10 protein-coding genes are annotated in these 18,046 nt (G+C 63.5%); 8 read left to right on the top strand and 2 right to left on the bottom strand.

Features of this window, described 5'->3' with window-relative positions; genetic code table 11:
* The first annotated feature begins 42 nt into the window (after positions 1-42).
* The 8 genes from HWE17_RS09700 (at position 43) to HWE17_RS09665 (ending at position 9,727) form a co-directional block, all read left to right on the top strand.
* A complete protein-coding gene (locus HWE17_RS09700) occupies positions 43-1,941 on the top strand; it encodes an ATP-binding protein (RefSeq protein WP_176388624.1) in 1,899 nt (632 codons plus the stop codon).
* A 3-nt stretch (positions 1,942-1,944) separates the two neighbouring features.
* Entirely contained in the window at positions 1,945-3,291 is a 1,347-nt protein-coding gene (locus tag HWE17_RS09695) for a sigma-54 dependent transcriptional regulator (RefSeq protein WP_070224931.1), read from the top strand.
* A gap of 116 nt (positions 3,292-3,407) precedes the next feature.
* The gene (locus HWE17_RS09690; RefSeq protein WP_176388623.1) at positions 3,408-3,851 is read left to right on the top strand and encodes a hypothetical protein; all 444 of its coding nucleotides are present in this window, start codon (positions 3,408-3,410) and stop codon (positions 3,849-3,851) included.
* A gap of 27 nt (positions 3,852-3,878) precedes the next feature.
* Positions 3,879-4,391 carry a hypothetical protein gene (locus HWE17_RS09685; RefSeq protein ID WP_176388622.1) on the top strand — a complete coding sequence of 171 codons (513 nt, stop codon included), beginning with the start codon at positions 3,879-3,881 and terminating at the stop codon, positions 4,389-4,391.
* A gap of 116 nt (positions 4,392-4,507) precedes the next feature.
* Entirely contained in the window at positions 4,508-4,837 is a 330-nt protein-coding gene (locus tag HWE17_RS09680; RefSeq protein WP_176388621.1) for a hypothetical protein, read from the top strand.
* A gap of 69 nt (positions 4,838-4,906) precedes the next feature.
* A complete protein-coding gene (locus HWE17_RS09675; RefSeq protein WP_176388620.1) occupies positions 4,907-5,587 on the top strand; it encodes a hypothetical protein in 681 nt (226 codons plus the stop codon).
* Positions 5,588-5,678: 91 nt separating this feature from the next.
* The gene (locus HWE17_RS09670; RefSeq protein WP_176388619.1) at positions 5,679-7,997 is read left to right on the top strand and encodes a DUF3274 domain-containing protein; all 2,319 of its coding nucleotides are present in this window, start codon (positions 5,679-5,681) and stop codon (positions 7,995-7,997) included.
* A gap of 107 nt (positions 7,998-8,104) precedes the next feature.
* The gene (locus tag HWE17_RS09665) at positions 8,105-9,727 is read left to right on the top strand and encodes a DUF2875 family protein (protein WP_176388618.1); all 1,623 of its coding nucleotides are present in this window, start codon (positions 8,105-8,107) and stop codon (positions 9,725-9,727) included.
* 2 nt (positions 9,728-9,729) lie between these two features.
* Here HWE17_RS09665 and pbpC read toward each other — a convergent pair whose 3' ends face one another.
* Positions 9,730-11,820: a penicillin-binding protein 1C gene (pbpC, locus tag HWE17_RS09660; protein WP_176388617.1), complete on the bottom strand. Its 2,091-nt coding sequence runs from the start codon at positions 11,818-11,820 to the stop codon at positions 9,730-9,732.
* A gap of 17 nt (positions 11,821-11,837) precedes the next feature.
* A complete protein-coding gene (locus tag HWE17_RS09655; protein WP_176388632.1) occupies positions 11,838-17,546 on the bottom strand; it encodes an alpha-2-macroglobulin in 5,709 nt (1,902 codons plus the stop codon).
* Positions 17,547-18,046 lie beyond the last annotated feature (500 nt).

The raw sequence follows: 18,046 nt of genomic DNA, 5'->3' as shown, positions 1-18,046 counted from the left end.
GTCGTAACAAACCCGAGAATTTAACCCGACACACGGAGCACCATGGCATTCGGCAAACGGACCCTGAGACCCGCGCTCGTCCCCATGCTGGCCGTGGGATCGCTGGTCGTGCTGACGTGGGCATCGTATGCCTGGGTCCAGCAGCGCCAGCTCGATGAATTGCACCGCACCCTCGATTCGCGCGCGGAACTGTATGCGGCGTCCATCGGCGGCGCCCTCAATAAATACGAATTCCTGCCCCTGGCCGTGGCCCAGAGCGATGCCGTGGCACAATTGCTGGAGCAGCCCAGCGCCGACAAGGTCACGCAGATCAACGCCTACCTGGTCGACATGAACCGCCGCGCGGGCGCCTTTGCCGTCTACGTGCTCGATGACAAGGGCACGACCCTGGCGTCGAGCAACTGGCAAGAGCGCAGCTCGTATGTCGGCGTCAACTACGGTTTCCGGCCCTACTTCAAGGATGCGTTCGCGGGCGGCATCGGCCGCTTCTACGGCATCGGCGCCTCGACCTTCGAAGCCGGCTATTTCATTTCGCAACCCGTGCAGCGCAACGGGCGCATCATCGGCATCGTCGCCGCCAAGGTCAACCTGGACTGGATCGAGCAATCGTGGCGCACGCCCGGCGCGGGCGAACAGATCTGGGTCAAGGATGCAAATGGCGTGCTGATCCTGGCCACCACACCCGCCTTCAAGTTCAAGACCCTGGCCCCGCTGTCGGCGGCCGCGAAGAACAACATCAGCGAACAGCGCCAGTTCCTGCAAGAAAATCTGCCCATCCTGCCGCACCGTGTCAGCCGCCAGTTCGCCGACGGCGCCAGCGTGATGACCCTGGAACGACCGCAAACGGGCGATACGCCGGCCCTGTCCGGCAGCGCGGACAAGGTGGATTACCTCGCCGTGAACCGCGCCCTGGGTCCGCTGCAATGGCAGATCACCGTGCTGGCCGAACTCGACCAGGTTGACGAGGCGGCGCGCAACGCGGCCATCGCCGCTGCGCTGGGCTGGGCCTTGCTGCTGCTGGCCCTGATGTATGCGCGCCAGCGCCGGCGCCGCATCGCCGACAAGCTCAATGCGCAGCAAACCCTGGCGCGCGCCTATGAACAGCTGGAAATCAAGGTCGAACAGCGCACGGCCGACCTGGTCCACGCGAACGGCCGCCTGCAAGCCGAGGTGGCCGAGCGCGAGCGGGCCGAACAGACCCTGCGCTATGCCCAGGCGGAACTGGTGCAAAGCGGCAAGCTGGCGGCCATCGGCCAGATGGCGGCCGGCGTGACGCACGAACTGAACCAGCCGCTGGCCGCCCTGCAAACGTTTTCCGACAATGCCAAGGTGTTTCTGGCAAGGGGCCGCATCGACGATGCGCTCGACAACCTGTCGACCATTTCCGACCTCGTCAAGCGGCTCGGCTATGTCACGTCGCAATTGAAAGGCTTTGCGCGGCGCAGCGACGATGCCCGCAAGCCCGTCAGCGTGCGCCAGGCATTTGCGCAAACCATGCTGCAAATCCGCACGCGCAAGCATTCGCAGCGCCTGACCCTGCATGAAAACTGGCATGAGGACGACATCATCGTGCTGTGCAACGCCATCGGCCTGGAGCAAGTGTTCACCAACCTGATCACCAACGCCATGGATGCCGTGCCGGAAAGCGAACCCGTGCAGATCTGGTTCCAGGTGCGCCGCGAAGGCGACCTCGCCGTGCTGCATATCACCGATAATGGCCCCGGCATCCCGCTGGCCTCGCTCGACAAGATATTCGACCCCTTCTATACCACCAAGGAACACGGGCTGGGCTTGGGATTATCGATCAGCGCAGGCATACTGCGCGCGGCCGGCAGCGCCCTGGCCGTGCGCAACCGCAGCGCGCAGGAAGGGGGCGGCGCACAATTTACCATCACCCTGAGCTGCGCCCCGGGGGAGCATAAGATAGAGACGAAGGAATAGGGAATGCACGAGAATAATTTTGAAGGCATGCAAGTGCTGCTAGTGGAAGACGATGCCGTCGTGCGCAAGGGCGCCCGGCAATCGCTGGAACTGGCGGGCCTGCAAGTGACGGCTGTCGCCACGGCCGAGGAAGCGCTGCCCTACCTGGTGCCTGAATTTGCCGGCATTTTATTGAGCGACATCAAGCTGCCCGGCATGGATGGCTTGAAACTGCTCGATATCGCCGTGGCACAGGATGCCAGCCTGCCCGTCATCCTCGTCACGGGCCACGGCGACGTGTCGATGGCCGTGGGCGCCATGCGCCGTGGCGCCTACGATTTCATCGAAAAACCGTTCTCCGCCGACTTGCTGGTGGAAGTGTGCCGCCGCGCCCTGGATAAACGCCACCTGGTGCTGGAAAACATGAACTTGCGCCGCCAGCTCGAGCAGCGGGTCGGCATCGAAGCGCGCATCGTGGGCCGCAGCGCGGCCATGGCCAAGGTGCGCCAGCTGGTGCTGAACCTGGCGCCGAAATCGGCCGACATCATCATCCTCGGCGAAACGGGCACGGGAAAAGAACTGATCGCCCGCTGCCTGCACGACTTCAGCGAGCGGCGCGACCACCCTTTCGTGGCGATCAACTGCGGCGCCCTGCCCGAATCGATCTTCGAGTCGGAACTGTTCGGCCACGAGGAAGGCGCGTTTACGGGCGCGCAGCGCCAGCGCATCGGCAAGATCGAATACGCGAACGGCGGTACCCTGTTTCTCGATGAAATCGAAAGCATGCCGCTGGCCCTGCAAGTCAAGCTGCTGCGCGTGCTGCAGGAGCGGCAGGTGGAGCGGCTCGGTTCCAATAAACTGATTTCCGTCAATTTCCGCGTCATTGCCGCCGCCAAGGAAGACTTGAATGTGCTGGCGGAACAGGGCAAATTCCGGCCCGACCTGTATTACCGCCTGAACGTGGCCAGCCTGACCCTGCCTGCCCTGCGCAACCGGCGCGAAGATATCCCCCTGCTGTTCGAATTTTTCGTGCTGCAGGCGGCGCTGCGCTATGGCCAGCCGGCCGCCCTCGTCAGCGGCGAACTGATCGCCTCGCTGATGGCGCAGCGCTGGGCCGGCAATGTGCGCGAGCTGCACAATGTGGCCGACCGCTTCGTGCTGGGCTTGCTTGACGACACCCTCAGCCCGGCCGGCTGCCGCGAAGCGTCGCTGGCCGAGCAAGTCGACACCTTCGAGATTTCCATCATCGAGGAAGCCTTGCGCCGCCACAACGGCAACGTCATCGACGCGGCTGCAGCTTTGAATATCCCGAAGAAAACCCTGTACGACAAGCTCAAGCGCTTCGATATTTCCACCGAGCAGTTCCGCTGAGGCCTGCGCCGCGGCCAGCCATGCACCCACAGCCGCGGGCGGCGCGCTCCTACTTGCCGGCCTGCCCGCGCATGCCAGAATCGTGACTCCACTTCCTGCCAAGAGAAGGAGTTCCCATGAAACCATCCGCATTGATGCTGGCCATCCTGCTGTTCGCTAGTGCAAGCGCCCTGGCACAGGCCCAATCGACGGGCACTGGCAACACCGGTACGTCCGCGCAGCAAAACACATCGCAAGACGACGCGACGACGACGCGCAAGAATGGCAAGAAACAGCACAAGAAATCCGGCAAATCGCGCAGCCACGATACGGGACAATCGACCAGCGCGGGACAACCCACCAGCGGCACCAACTCGGGCGGCGGCGCCCCGGGCAGCGCTGGCCAGTCCGCAGGCAACGCCGCGCGCAGCGGCACGCAAAACATGAACGGCAATACGGGCGGTACAGGCACGTCGGGGACATCGGGGACATCGGGGACATCGGGAACTTCCGGCAATACCGGCACCTCTGGCACGTCGGGCAACACGGGCGTGGTACCGCCGCGCCAGCCTGGCCGCTAAACGCCAGCAACGCGGCACGGGATAGCCATGAAGGCGCTGCAGGCCGCGCTGCTGCTGCACGGCCTGCTGGGCGGGGCCGACGTCATCCTCAACCACGAGTTGCTCGTGCGGTTGCCGTCGCGCCCGGGTGCGGCCGCCGAGCAGCGCCTGCACAGCGCCCGCGAAGCCATCTTCGGCCTGCTGTTCCCCTCGCTGGGCCTGTTCAGCTGGCATGGCTGGCTCACTTGCTGGCCTGTAGCTTTGCTGCTGGCGGAAATACTCGTCTCGCTGCGCGACACCGTGATCGAAGGCAACACGCGCCGCTTGCCCGTCCCGGAGCGCATCCTGCACGTCCTGCTCTTCATTAACCTAGGCGTGATCGCCACCTTGCTGCTGCAGGCGCTGCCCGGCTGGCTGGCCCTGCCGACGGCCATGCAAGTCCTGCCGCCCGGTGGCCCCGGCCAGTGGCTGGCCGCCATGGGCGCCATCTCGCTGGCGTGGTGCGTGCGTGACGGCCTGAGCGCGCGGCGCCTGCGCTTGCGTGCGATCCAGCATGCCTGAACACTGGCAATATGCTCACACACGCATGCGGCATATTCCTACTTGGAAACGGCGGCATGCATGTGACAATCGAGTCTCGACAGCAGTATTCCAACTTTCTACACAGGACACGCACCATGAAAACTCCCGCTCTCTTGCTGGCCGCCACCCTGATGACCGTTGGCGGCGCCTGGGTGCAAGCCCAGTCGACAACGAATCTGAACCAGACGGGCAACCACACCAACAATGCCAGGGATCCGGGCCAGCAATCGGATGCCTCCGACAAGCTCGACAACAAAGGCAAGCTGATCCACGACGGCAAGACCAGCAAAACTCGCACGGACAAACGCACGCGGCGCGGGAAGCCGGCAGCCAACCCGGAAAACAAGCCCCACACCGGCGCGCCAACCGAGCCGCCAGCGTCGACGCCAGCAGTGCCCAGCATCCCCGTCGCCCCCACGAAATAGTGTCAGCGCTGCGCCACGTTGCTTTCAGGCACGCTATCATCGCGCCTTTGCAAAATAGCCAGGAAGACAATGAAAGCAGCATGGTGTGGAATGATGGCGGCAGGGGTATTGACGGCCGCGAGCGTACAGGCGGCGCCCACGGTGGGCGAGTGCATGGAACTGACGACGGGTGTCAAGTTCAGCAAGAACAATGGCGACGCGCAAGTCAACGTCGAGGAACTATTCGAGGGCAAGAAACAAAAGGGCACGCAGCTGATCCTCAATGGCGGCGTGCTGCTGGCCACGTCCTACCAGGACATCCGCGACGGCCAGGTATTCCTGACGGGCAACGTCCACTACAACGAAGACGGCACAGTGCGCAGCAAGAACGTTTACACGCCGCAGTCCGCCATCCCCGCCAACATGCGCCCCGGCCAGGAAGTGCGCGTGCAATTCTCGGACACGCAAACGAGCACCCACTACCCGCTGGCGGGCCTGTCCGACAAGATCACCACCTCGACGCGCACGGACGAGCGCAATTTCTCCATCACCTTCCTGGGCTGGGAACGCCTGGAACTGGGCGGCCGCCGCTTCCCCGACGCCTGCAAGTTCGAACTGCATGACGTGGGCGGAAAAAGCAAAGGCAAAAGTGGCGAATACGTGTGGTACGCGCAAGGCTTCGGCGTGATCATGACGGACAAGCTGGACAAGAATGGCGAGGTGCAGCCCGCGTATCGGATTGCGCTGACGAAGATCCTCAGTGCGCCATAAGGCGGCCCTCTCCCCGCAATGCTTGCGTAAACGCAATTAAGCCGCCGTCCCGCCCCTCTACACTGTCCTGTCTGGTCAGCATGGAGCGGCGATGGCATATCCAAAACTTCCCTACACCAGCGGCAAGAGTAGCGCCCTGCTCCATGGCGGCCGCCTCAACGACGCCATCGTGCGCATCCGCCCTGAACTGCCCGGCAACGTCATCGTCATCCATGGCGTGAACGACGTCGGCACCAGTTTTGGCGCCGTGGAAAAAGGACTCTGCCAGGGACTCGATGCGCGCATGTATGGCGGCGGCCACGTGTTCACCCCGGCCACCTACCGCCTGCCGCAGGCATCCGACAAGAAGGAAGCCTTGGCCGATCCGGACGATGTATTTTTCAAGCGCCAGCCGGATGACACGACGTACAGCCCCGTCATCCCGTTTTACTGGGGCTTTCGCGAACAAGGCAACGCCAGCAAAGTGGTCAACGGCCAGAACACGGACCGCTATGGCAACCGCCTGGACAAGGATATGTCGAAGAACGGCGGCCCGTTCGGCAATGCCACCAATACCCTGCCCGACATGTGGAACAAGGGATTATTCTCTCCGTACGACGTGGGCGGCGACCCCGTACGCCCTTTGAAGACGGCGCCGGGCCGCATGTACATGGTGCTGGCGGCCAAGCGCCTGGCCGCGCTCATCGCCATGATCCGCGATTACGACAGCGACGACGTGGTTTCCATCGTCGCGCACAGCCAGGGCTGCTTGATCTCGCTGCTGGCGCAAGCCTTCCTGCTCGACGAAGGCAAGCGACCCGCCGACACGCTGATCCTCACGCATCCGCCCTACAGCCTGGTGGAAGACACGACCATGTTCTTCGGCGCGGCGGAATCGAGCCGCATCTTTGGCGGCGGCCGGGATGCGGTAATGGAAAGCCAGTACGACGCCATCAACAACCGCCAGACGCTGCATGCGCGCCTGCAAACCCTGGCGCAGATCGTACAAGGCGTGGTGGCAAAAAGGCATGCCACGCCCGCCTTTACACAAATCAAGGATCACACCGTCTGCCATGGGATGGCAGGCGCGGCATGGCGCGCGGAAGCGGACCGCGACAACCGGGGCAAGGTCTACCTGTACTTTTGCCCCGAAGACATGACTGTAGCGCTGGATAATATGCAGGGCATCGGCTGGCAAGGCATACCCGACCACATCGATGGCCATGGCCTGTCCAAAACCAAGGGCAAGACGGACAAAAGCATCTGGGGTGATGGCCCCACCTACTGGGAAAAGGATTTCCAGCGCCGGCAACCGCTAGCGGAACTGGGTAAAGGATTTTACCAGCGTGTCTTTACCAACAAACAGCGCCCCGATGCGGCTGGCAAAAACAATGGGCCGGTGCTGGTAGGCCTGCCGCCGCACGACTTCGCCCTGCGGCTGGAAGGCGAGGACGACCATGCCCACGTGGCCGGCGCCAACCGGGGCCACCGCGGCAACCACGACGAGGCGCCATGGCCGCCCGTCAAACCCAGCAAATGGAATATCTTTTCCACGGAAGCGGGTCGGCGCGAAGGCTTGCGCACGATCAATGGCGAAGCCTTGCGCGTACCCGGGAAAGCCGTGCTCGACGGCGGCGAGATCCGCCCTGGGCAATTCCCGAAGGATTCCGACCAGGCAAGGCTGCCGCGCGACCAGCAAGGACCGTGCGAGGAAGTCGACCCAATCGATGCAGCCATCGCGGTGACCAGCAAGAAAGGTTTGCGGATGCGCAAGCAGGAAATCAATGCCGATCCGCGGCCGCTCAAGCATCGCATTCCCGAATACGGCGTCGGCATGTTCGGCTCGGGCCAGCGCGATCAGGTGGAAAAAGCCCTGAACCTGGGCAAGGAAGCAGGCGACCAATGCAAGATCGACCGCGTCTCGCGCCATCCGGGTGGTGGCGACAATCTGCTTGTGAATCGCGAAGAAACGCCGAACGAGGCGCGCAAGCGCTGGCAGAACGAGGTCAGCCCAAAATCCTTCCACGGGGCCATCATCGGCAACGCGGAAAACCATCGCAACGTGACGGCGTATGACGTGGCCATCGGCAGCGGGAAGGCGAGCAGTGATCCAAGGTTTTATGAATATTTGTGCGCCGTTGCCGACTGGCGATTACAAGGCGATATCCGCAATCCAGTGCGACCATCCATCCCCCGATGGAATGACTTCAAGAAAAAATTTGCAATCTACCTGGCGGCAGAACCGGCGCAGCGCCAGCTCATTATCAAAGGCAATGCCGACTACTACAGCTCGGGAGTGTTGCCAGCCTTCGTGCCTGCCTTGCAGGCGGGTCTACCATCCACTGTTGTGTGTGAAACAATCAACGGCAGGCGTACCGAATCGGTCGTCACGCCAGTCGTCCACAAGCCAAGCGACGATATCCCAAAATGAAAAGTACATTTCCACGCTTACGATACCCACTCGGTGCCGCCCTCATCGTGTTGGCTCTATTTGGGTCTTTGCTGATCGGTCCGTCACCTTTCTTATTGGAGTCCACGATGCGTAGTAAATTATGGCACCACCTGCAATGGCTGTTGCTGATCCCGCCCATCGTCGCGGCTACATTGCTCGGCTCTCGCTGGCTGCATTCGTCCAAGCCTGTGGCCATCGCACAGCCGCAAGTGCAACAAGCGGCGCCCAGCGAACAGGACAAGCGGGAATATGTGCTGGAAGTCATCGGTCTCGGCGTCACTCTGGACAAGTATCGCCAAGGCAAGCTGTGGGAAGCGCTGCAGCAGGGAAATGCCTATGCCAGCATCCGCGAACAGGACAAGGAAAAATACACCTGGGACGCCATGCAAAGAGCTGGGATAGCAGGTGGCCGCGGCGGCGACACGCTGGAGAATGGGGCGAGGGATACTCCCATGTATTTCGGCGTCCCCGTTTTCAATGCTGAGCCACCGATCTTCAATTCGCGCATGCTGGACAGCCCCGACTCACCAGCCATAGGCCTGGCCGGTGGCGCCGCGTCATCCGGTCTGCACTGGCATCTGTTCGCCAGTGGTCCACGCCGCCTGAGCGAACATCCGGACCGCATCCTGGAAGAGGTATTTGCCTTTTTCGATGCCCATCCCGACGTGCCTTACATCGTGCTCAATTCCGAAGACAGCATGCCCACGCGCGACCTGTACAGTCCTGACAACTCTCCGCCGCTCACACATGACGGCCGCTACATCCCCGAAATGCCCGACACCTCCGCCCTCTTTGTGCTGGCCCGGCGTGAGCGCATCGACGCCGTGCGGAAGTTTGCATATGACGATGCGCCGCCCGAGGACAGCGTCGATGACCTCAACACCTACGGCGTGGCGCGGCGCCTGTATCTGGCCTATGACAAATTGATGCGAGCAGTGCCCCATCCAGACAAAAAAGAAGACCCGAGTGCATTCACCCAGCGTCAGCCCTCAATCGCCGAATGGCTCCCCGTCGCCGCGCAATTCGCGCAGCGCTCCGATATCCGCGGCACGGGCAGCTTCAGCATGCTCGACAGGCTCCAGCACAAGACCTACCAACCGCCCAAAGACTGGCAACCCACGCCCTGGTTTCCCTTGCCCTTCAACAAGGAACAACTGGCGCAGCTGGACCGCCTGCCGACCTTCGGTTTCATCCACCGGCCCACGTTTGTCAGGATGACGGATGAGCACGGCAAGCCCCTGACGCGGCGCGATCAGCGCGAGCAAGCCTTGCAGGCGGGCTGGCAACAAGCCTTGCGCAGCTTGCCGGAAGCCGAGCGCCCCGCTGCCCCGGCGCGCCTGGTCGCCGCCACCGGTGGCAATCAGGCGCAGCTGGTGGCGCTGCACAAGACCTTGCTGAGCCATGCGGAAGATGGCGGCACGGAACTCGACAGCGGCAATACGGCGCAGTGGATCGACACGGACCAGCGCCTGGGCAACACGGGCGCGGCCACCCTGTTCGTGCAGATGGCCATCGGCGTGATGGGCAGCTACCGCGATGGCGGCGTCAGCGCCGTGGTGAACCTGCGCAACCCGGACGAAGCGACCATCGTACTGGTCAGCCCGCCGTCGGACGAAAAACGCCGCACGCAAAAGCATCCGCACGGCGGCGATGTGCTGCGGCACTACGTCACGCCGGCCATCGACCCGGCGAATTATCCGGCGAACTGATCTCAGTGCGCGGCAAGCGGCGCCAAGGCGTTCCCCCGCACCTGAAACGCCACCTTCGCCACCGTCTTGCCAGCATCATCGACGAGGGCCAGCGCGTGCTTGCCCGGCACGGGGCGCCAGCTGATGCTGTCAAGCGCAGCGCCCATGTCCTTGCCGTCGAGCACCCAGCGCAAGTCGCGGCTGCCCTGCGCCTGGAAGAAGACGCGCTGCAGGGCGGGCGGGATGTCGGGGTCGATGGCGAGGATGCTGTCCTCGGCCGGATACATGATGGCGGGCGGCTTCACGGTGTCGCCCAAGACGGCGATGACGGGGCTTTCCGTGCCGGTGATAAACCATTCGCGGCGCGGCGCTTCCAGCGCGGGCTGGTAGGCCACCATCTGCTGCAACACGCCGGGCGGCGCTTTAGGGGCATGGCTGGGCACGTTCTTGTGCAGGTAATCCATCACGTCGCGCCAGACGGGCGCGGCGCCAGTCACGCCCGACACGTCCCACATGGGCTTGCCGTCGAAATTGCCCACCCACACGCCCACCGTGTAGCGCGCCGAGTAGCCCATGCACCAGTTGTCGCGCATGTCCTTGCTCGTGCCCGTCTTGACGGCGCTCCAGAAATTTGTTCCCAGCTCGTTGCGCAAGCCAAACGTCATGCTGCGCGCGGCGCGGTCGGCCAGGATATCGCCGACGATGAAGGCGGCGCCTGGCTCCATCACACGGCGCCGGTCCTTGCCGGCCTGCCCCGGCTGCAGGCTGGCGGTGCTGTACAAGCCGCCGTTGGCCAGCGCGCGGTAGGCGTTGGCCAGTTCCAGCAAAGTTACTTCAGAGGAGCCCAGCGCCAGCGAAGGGCCGTAGTATTCGGCAGGTTCCGTCAGGCTGGACAGGCCCACGTCCTTCAGGCGGTTGTAGAACCCGTCCTGCCCCGTCAGCAGCACCGTGCGCACGGCGGGAATGTTCAGGGAGCTGGCCAGGCTGGTGCGGGCGCTGACGTAACCCTTGAAATTGCGGTCGTAGTTTTGCGGCGCATACATGCCGGACGCCGTAGCGACGTCGAGCGGCGAGTCGTCCATGACGGACGCGGCCGTCATCAAGCGGCGCTCGATGGCCAGTTCATACAAGAACGGTTTTAATGTGGAACCGGCCTGGCGCAGAGCCGTCACGCCATCGACGTGGCTGCCGCCCGCATTGCCCACATAGGCGAGGATTTCTCCGCTGCGGTTATCCAACACGATGATGGCGCCATCGTTGACATTGCGCTCGCGCAAGGACGCCAGTTGCTGGCGCAGATTTTCCTGTGCAAAGCGCTGCAAGGGACCATCGAGCGTGCTGGCGACTTGCGCGCCCGGCTGCTTCAGCAGCTGCTGCGCCACTTGCGGCGCCGGCGCCAGCTCCGCATACAACGCGTTGCGCTGCAGGGCCGTCTGCACGCGCTGACCGATCAGCTGGCAACTGCTGTCCATGCGCCACTCTTTGGCCAGCGCGCAGGCACGCCGCGTGACGGTGGCCGGCGGCGCGTTCGGTGCGCGCACGAGGCTGGCCAGGATGATGGCGTCCGTCTGGTTCAGGCCCGACGGTGCCTTGCCGAACAGGCTGTACGAGGCGGACGCGATGCCTTGCAGTTCGCCGCGGAACGAGACGAGGTTCAAATACGCTTCGAAAATCTGCGCCTTGCTCCAGCTGTCCTCGATGGCTTGGGCGGCGCGCATCTGATCCCATTTCTGGCGCAGGCTGCGTCCGCCCGAGGACGCCTGCAAATCCGCATCGAGCTGGCCCGCCAGCTGCATGGTGATGGTCGAAGCGCCCCGGGGCTTTTTTGAAAACAGATTGTCCCAGGCGGCCGTGGCCAGCGCGGACACATCCACGCCGCCATGGCGCATGAAGCGCTGGTCTTCCGCCAGCAGCACGGCTTGCTGCACGGCCGGCGAGATATCGGCCAGCGGCACCCATGGCAAGCGCCGCACCTTCATGTCCACGCGCAACGATTGCAGCGGTGCGCCGCTGCGGTCCAGCAATTGTGCTTCCGAACTGCGGTAGGCGGCTTGCACCTGGGCCGGCGTCAAGACCGCCTCGGCGAAGACGGGGCCGGCCAGCAGGCAGCCCATGACAACAATGACACTCCTCACTGCCCCACCTTCACATTCGCGTTCGGCGACTCGCCAAACATTTCGGGCGAATACATGGCTTCGATGCGCGTGGCCGGCAGGCTGAAGTCACCTGCATTGTTCAGGCGCACCGTGTATTCCACGCTCCAGCTGCCCTTCGGAACAAACGCGTAATACGCGCGGAAGGCGTCGAAAGCCCGTTCCTCGAACGTGGGCCAGACCCAGCCCGTGGATTTTTCGCCCGCCGTCATCAGCTGCGAATCACGGCCCAGGCCGTTGCCCAGCACCGTGGCGCTGGCCGGAATCGGGTCGTCGACCACCACCCAGCTCATGTCCGCCTGCGCCGACAAGTCCAGGCGCACGCGGTAGACATCGCCGCGTGACCACTGGCCTGTCGCTTTCTGTTCCACCGGCGTAATGGTTTTCTTGATCGTGTAACCGCTGGACACGGGCGCCTTGAGCGGGATGGCCGCCAGGCTTTGCACGGTGGCCCAAGGCTTGCCGGTGCCGCTGTGCGCGAGGCCCAGGGTATCCGTGCCCTTCGGCCACGCCTGCAGCACGGGGCCGACTTTCGCCACGCCATTCCACACGAGCGCTTGCGTATCGCCGCCCAGCTTGACGGCGCTTGCGCCCGTCACGGGGGTGGATTCGAACTTCGCGGAGAACTTGGCAATCGCCAGCGTGCCCCAGGCGTTGGCTACCGTCGTATCCCAGCGGCCCTTTTTCTGCCGGCCCATGCTGCCGCGCACGAGGCGGCCGATGTCATCTTTCCACGCCGGGTTGTCCATCACGGCCAGCAGCAGGCGGTTGGCGTTGACGTCGCCCGAGACCATCAGCCACCACCAGTTATCCTTGCGCTCGGTGGAAAAGCCCATGGTCGTGCCCTGGAAATTCAGGCGCGAACGCAGGATCTGCTGCGCCTCGGCCAGCAGCGCATCGCGGCGCGCCAGGCTTGGCGTGCGTTGCAACAACAAGCTCCAGTCGATGACGGCCGAGGTAGGCCACAGGTTCGGGTTGATGCTGATGCTCTCCAGCGCATCGGGCGGCACCTTGTTCGAACGCGACAGCGCTTCCAGCGCAGCAAGTTTACGCACGGCCAGGTCGGTCGTATCCAGCGTGGAACGGCGCACGATGCGGCCTTGCACGAAGGCCGTCAAGGCTGCTTCCATGCGGTTTTTCGTCTGCTCGGGAATCGCATAGCCCGCTTCCCGGGTTGCCGACAACACATACGCCGTCAGGCTGTCGCTGCCCTGCTCCATGATGGGGAAGTATTTCAGCATGCCATCGCTGTCCAGATAGGCGGGCAGGCTGGCGGCCAGCTTGTTCCACGCGTCCTGGTCTTGCAGGGCGATGGCTTTCGACGTGTTTTGCTCGAAGCAGGTGTACGGATACGCGGCCATGTACTCGCGCACGCCGGGCAGTTCGCCACCGAGCTTGGCGACAAAGCTGGTCTGGATGCCGCCCCGGCCCGGCAAGGCGCCGGCCGGCATTTGCACGGACATATTGACGGGCTTGTCGATCTGCTGCAAGGTGGCCTGATACGTGCGCACGGGCGTGGCCTGGCCCACCTTTTGCGTGATTTTCAGTTTATCGGAGGTGTTGCCAAGCCCGCTGCCCGCTTTCGCGCTGATTTCCCACATGACCGTTTGTGCACCGAGCGGCACTTGGTAATCCCACCCCACTTCGCGCGCTTCGCCCGCCGCCAGGCTCAAGCTCTGCCGCGGCAGCGCCTTGCCGGCCGCGCTGGCGTTGAGGTCCACGCTCAAGGACGCGGCCGAGGTGTTGCGCACCGTGAATCCGGCGCGCAACTGGTCGCCTTCGCGCACGAGCGTCGGCAAGCCCGACATCAAAATCAAGTCTTGCGAGCTGCGGATATCCGTGCTGCCCGTGCCAAACAATTCCTTGCCGGCACTGGCGATGGCGACGATGCGGAACGCCGTCAGCGAGTCGTTCAGCGGCACTTGCACCGTGGCTTCGCCCTTGGCGTCGAGCTTGACGGTGCCCTTCCAGAACAGCAAGGTGTCGAACAATTCGCGGCTCGCGCCCTTGCCGCCGCCACCGCCGGCCGGGAAGGCCTTGCGGCCGAAGTGGCGCTTGCCGATCACCTGCATTTGCGCCGTCGCCGTTTCCACCTGCAGGCTGCGCTGCGCCATCATGGTGTCGAGCAATTTCCAGCTATCGTTGGGCATCAGTTCCAGCAGCCCCGTGTCGACGGCCGCCAGCGCCACTTCGGCGCCGGCCGGCAACGGCTTGCCATCGGCGCGGCGCACGCGCACGGACACTTCCGCCTTGTCCCGCGTTTTATATACCTCCTTGTCGGACACCACCATGACGTTCAGTTCATGCGCCTGCCACCCCACGTTCAGCGGTGCGATGCCCATCTTGTAAGCTGGCTTACCCAGGTCGACCAAGGCCGTCGGCTGCACGCCATCGACCCTGCCCCGCACGACAAACACGGACACGTATACATTCGGTGCGTAGTTCGGTTTGACCGGGATATTGACCACTGGTTCCCGGCCATTGAGCTGGCGCACATAGGTGTCGAGAATGCCTTCGCGCTCGACCGTGATCAAGGCCGTGCCCGCGCGGAACGGCATGCGTACTTGCAAGCTCGCTTCCTGGCCCGGTTCATAGCGTTTCTTTTCCGGCAGCACATCGATACGGTCATTGTCGCTGGCGTTGAACCACCAGTCGCCGCTGCCGGCCACCCAGGTTTCGCGGTTGGCGACGGCCGCGTTGCCGGATGCATCCTGCGTGCTGGCGCGCAAGACCAGATTGCCGCTGGCGGGCGCTTTCACGTCGCACATCAACAAGCCCTTGCCATCCGTCTTGCCCGAGCACGCCGGCCCCAGCTTGACCACTTCGCTGCTGTTTTCATACGCATAGAAGCCGCCGATCAGGCGCCGGCGGTGCGAATAGCTGTTGCGCTGGAAGAAGTCGACGGCGACCGGGGCATTCGCCACGGGCTTGCCATTCGTGCCGAGCACGGCCACCGTGAACTTGAAGGCATCCTTGCTCAAGGCCCATGCATCGGGCTTGATGCCGATCACATAGTTTGACGGCCACAGCGGCACTCTCGTGGCAACGGAAGCCGTCTCGCCATTCGCATCCTGGAAGGCCATTTCCGCCACCAGGTCGCGCGGCGTGGACAGCTGCGGCAACTGGTCGATGACGATGCGCGCGCCGCCCGCCTTGTCCAGGCTCAAGCTTTGCGTCCGCGCAGCAGCTGCACCGACACCAGCCGCGCCATGGCCTTCGTCCTGCCATTCGCCCTCGTCGTCGTCATAGCCCGTGCCTTGTTTCACAAGACCTTCCTTCACGTCGCCATTGCTGAAGCTATAGTCGGGATAGTCGGCAAACGTCACGCTCTTATCTTGCAGCACCGTGCGCAGCTTGACGGGCGCATTCGTGGCGGCGCCGCCGGCCAGGTACGTGATTTGCGCATCGAGGGCCAGCTGCTTCGCCTGCACGGCGGGTGCTTTCGGCCCTTGCAGCACGGCTTTCATGGTCGGCACGCGGAACGCTTCGACGCGGAAACTGCCGGACGGGCGTCCCGCCATCGTCACGCTGTATTCTCCCTGCTTGGCGTCGGCGGGAATGACCCAGTCGCTTTCCGCCGAGCCGCTGGCGGACCAGCGCAGCGGCAATTGATAGTTCTGGTCGCTGCCCTGGTGCGTGATGACGACGGAGGTGGCGCTGCCGGGACCGTTGTTCTTGTCGACCAGGCTCATGCCCTCGCCCGTGTGCTTGCGGATGAAATGCTTCATGTGCACGGTTTCGCCGGCGCGCAGCAAGGTGCGGTCGAATACCGTCGCCAGCAGGGTGTTGTCGGCGCGCGTATCGTCGGTCGGCAAATTGAAACGCCAGGCTTCGATGCCGCCCACCCAGTCCGACAGGGTGAACGTCATGTCGCCGCCGCTGCGCGCACTGATAAAGTAGCGGCCATTGTTCTTGCAGCTGGAATTGGCCAGCTCGCCGGGAATGTGCGCCACGCCGTCCGCCCCCGTGGCGCCTTGCCACAGCAACTTGCCGGCGCAGTCGCGCACGGCCACTTGCGCTTTCGCAACAGGCGCGCCCTTGTCGAGCGACGTCACCCACACGAGCGACGATTGCGCGCCATGCTTGAAGTGGGCCGCCAGATTCGTCACCAGCGCGGCCGTGCGGATGTAGGCCGTCGTCGGTTTGCCGAGCAATACTTTACCGAGGATCGGGCTGGCCAGCTCGACCACGTAAAAGCCCGGTTTTTGCAACGGAATGCCGATCACTTCAAAGGTTTTCTTGCCATCGGGACGCGGCAGGCTGATGGGGCGCGTGCCGGCCGCGCCCGCCAGCACGGATTTGCTCATGTTGCCAGCATATTGGGCGTACGGCTGCCAGTATTCGCCGCCGTCGCCATTGCCGGCCAGGCGCTGCATCCACTCGATGATGAACTTGTCGTCATTGTCGGGCACGCGCAAGGTGGCGCCCGTGGCGGCAGCCGATGGCTGCGCGACTTCCTTGCCCGACAGCACGGGTTCGATATTGCGCACGGTGACGGGCAGCAAGCCGTCGCCCTTGGCTTCGATGATGCCGAACGGGGCCGGGAATTTGAGCAGCGGCGGCTGTTCGCCCGTGCGCACCGTCATGGGAAAGCGCGCGCGGTTGAGCAAGGTGCGGCCCGCGTCATCCGTCAGCTTCGGCGGCAGGCTCAGGACAAAACTGGCTTGCACGGGAAAGGGGCCGTTGAAGGCGGCGCTGTACAGGAACTCGGCCTTTTCTTCCTCTTTTGAAATCGTCGGCGCATACGTCTTGCCGCCGCCCTTCAGGCTCATGGCGCGCACCTGCGCCGCGCTCACGGGCGCGGAAAACTGCACGCGCATGGGCAGGAACGGGATGCACTGTTCCTTCGGATTGCTGCGCTCGCAGCTGAATTTGGCCGTGAAGTCGGGACGCGTCTTGAACTGCAGCGTTTGCGCCTTGTCCGTGGCGATGCCGCTGGCGCTGGCGATGCCTTCGCCCCACACCAGCGACACCTTGGCGTTGGCGGGGAAGCTGCGCTTGCATTGCAGCACGGTGACGGGCAGCGGCGGCGCGCCCTTGCTGGCGACGGGCATGCCCACTTTCCAGACCGTGCCGCGCTTCTTGAAATACACGGTCAGGTAGCGGTCGAGAAAGCTCTTGCGCAGGGTCAATACCTGCTCCAGCTCCTTGCCTTTAAGCAGGCGCACGGGAATCTTTTCATTGATGCCGTCGGCGCGGCAATACGCGTTGGCGGCCACGCTGGCCTCGTTTGGCGCAGCGTCCAGGCCCAGCACGAAGATCTGGTTCTCATCGATATACGGCTGGCCGTCATACGGTACGGCCTCGACGATGGCCGGGCCGCCCGTGGTGAAACGGTACGACGCCGTCCCCTGCAAGGGCTTGCCGGCCTGGTCCTTCAGGCCCGGCTTCAAGGTGAAGCTGCACGCCACGCCGGCCGGCAAGTCGCGCTCGAAATCGTAGTTCCAGTTGCGCTCGTCAGCCCAGCGCCCCGCGCCCGCCACGACGGCAGGTTCAGCCTTGCCGCAATCGATGGCGAACGGCGCGGGCAAGCCCATGTCGCCGAACGGCACCATCGGCGTGGCGAACTGAGCCCGCACCTGGCGCACGGCCTTGACCGTGCCGCTCGGTGAAAACAGGGACACGCCGCTATCGGCCCAGGCCGGCAGAGCCATGCCCAGCGACAGCAACAGACATAGCGGGCCCATTTTGCCAAATGGCGGGGAAGAAACAGCACGGGGGTGGTCAGGCACAGGTGACTCCTTGATGAAAAGTGGCGGAGCTGGCTGCTGCGCGCAAAAGTTGCCCGAGAGAAGCCCGGCAAAGCAAGCGAACGCGGCGGGAATACAACATCAATGTAATATTAGTTATCAAGCTCATCATTGTTGCTAATATACAGTGGCACGCTGGTAACAAGTCGTACGATTGCCTCCAGTCGCGGCGCCAGGATGTGGCCGTGATTGCAAAAGTTTGCCGAGGCGAATTAGTTTTTTTCAACACCAAAGTATTTGTCGTGAATCTGCAACACCATTGATATACCGCAATGCTTTGTGCGCTATCGCACCGACCACTTGAACCTGCAACCGTATTCTCTACTCCAACAGCAGTGCATTTATCGCAAGAAAGCGCACCTGGAATTGCTGTCTATCTCTAGCAATAGCATGTCTGGCAGTTGTCGCATTGATGCAGTAGAGAAAATCTCTTATCA

This window comes from Janthinobacterium sp. BJB401, from assembly GCF_013372745.1.
Classification (GTDB): domain Bacteria; phylum Pseudomonadota; class Gammaproteobacteria; order Burkholderiales; family Burkholderiaceae_D; genus Janthinobacterium; species Janthinobacterium rivuli.
The sequence above is the reverse complement of the archived record's forward strand: the minus strand, read 5'-3'. Positions and strand labels throughout refer to the sequence as shown.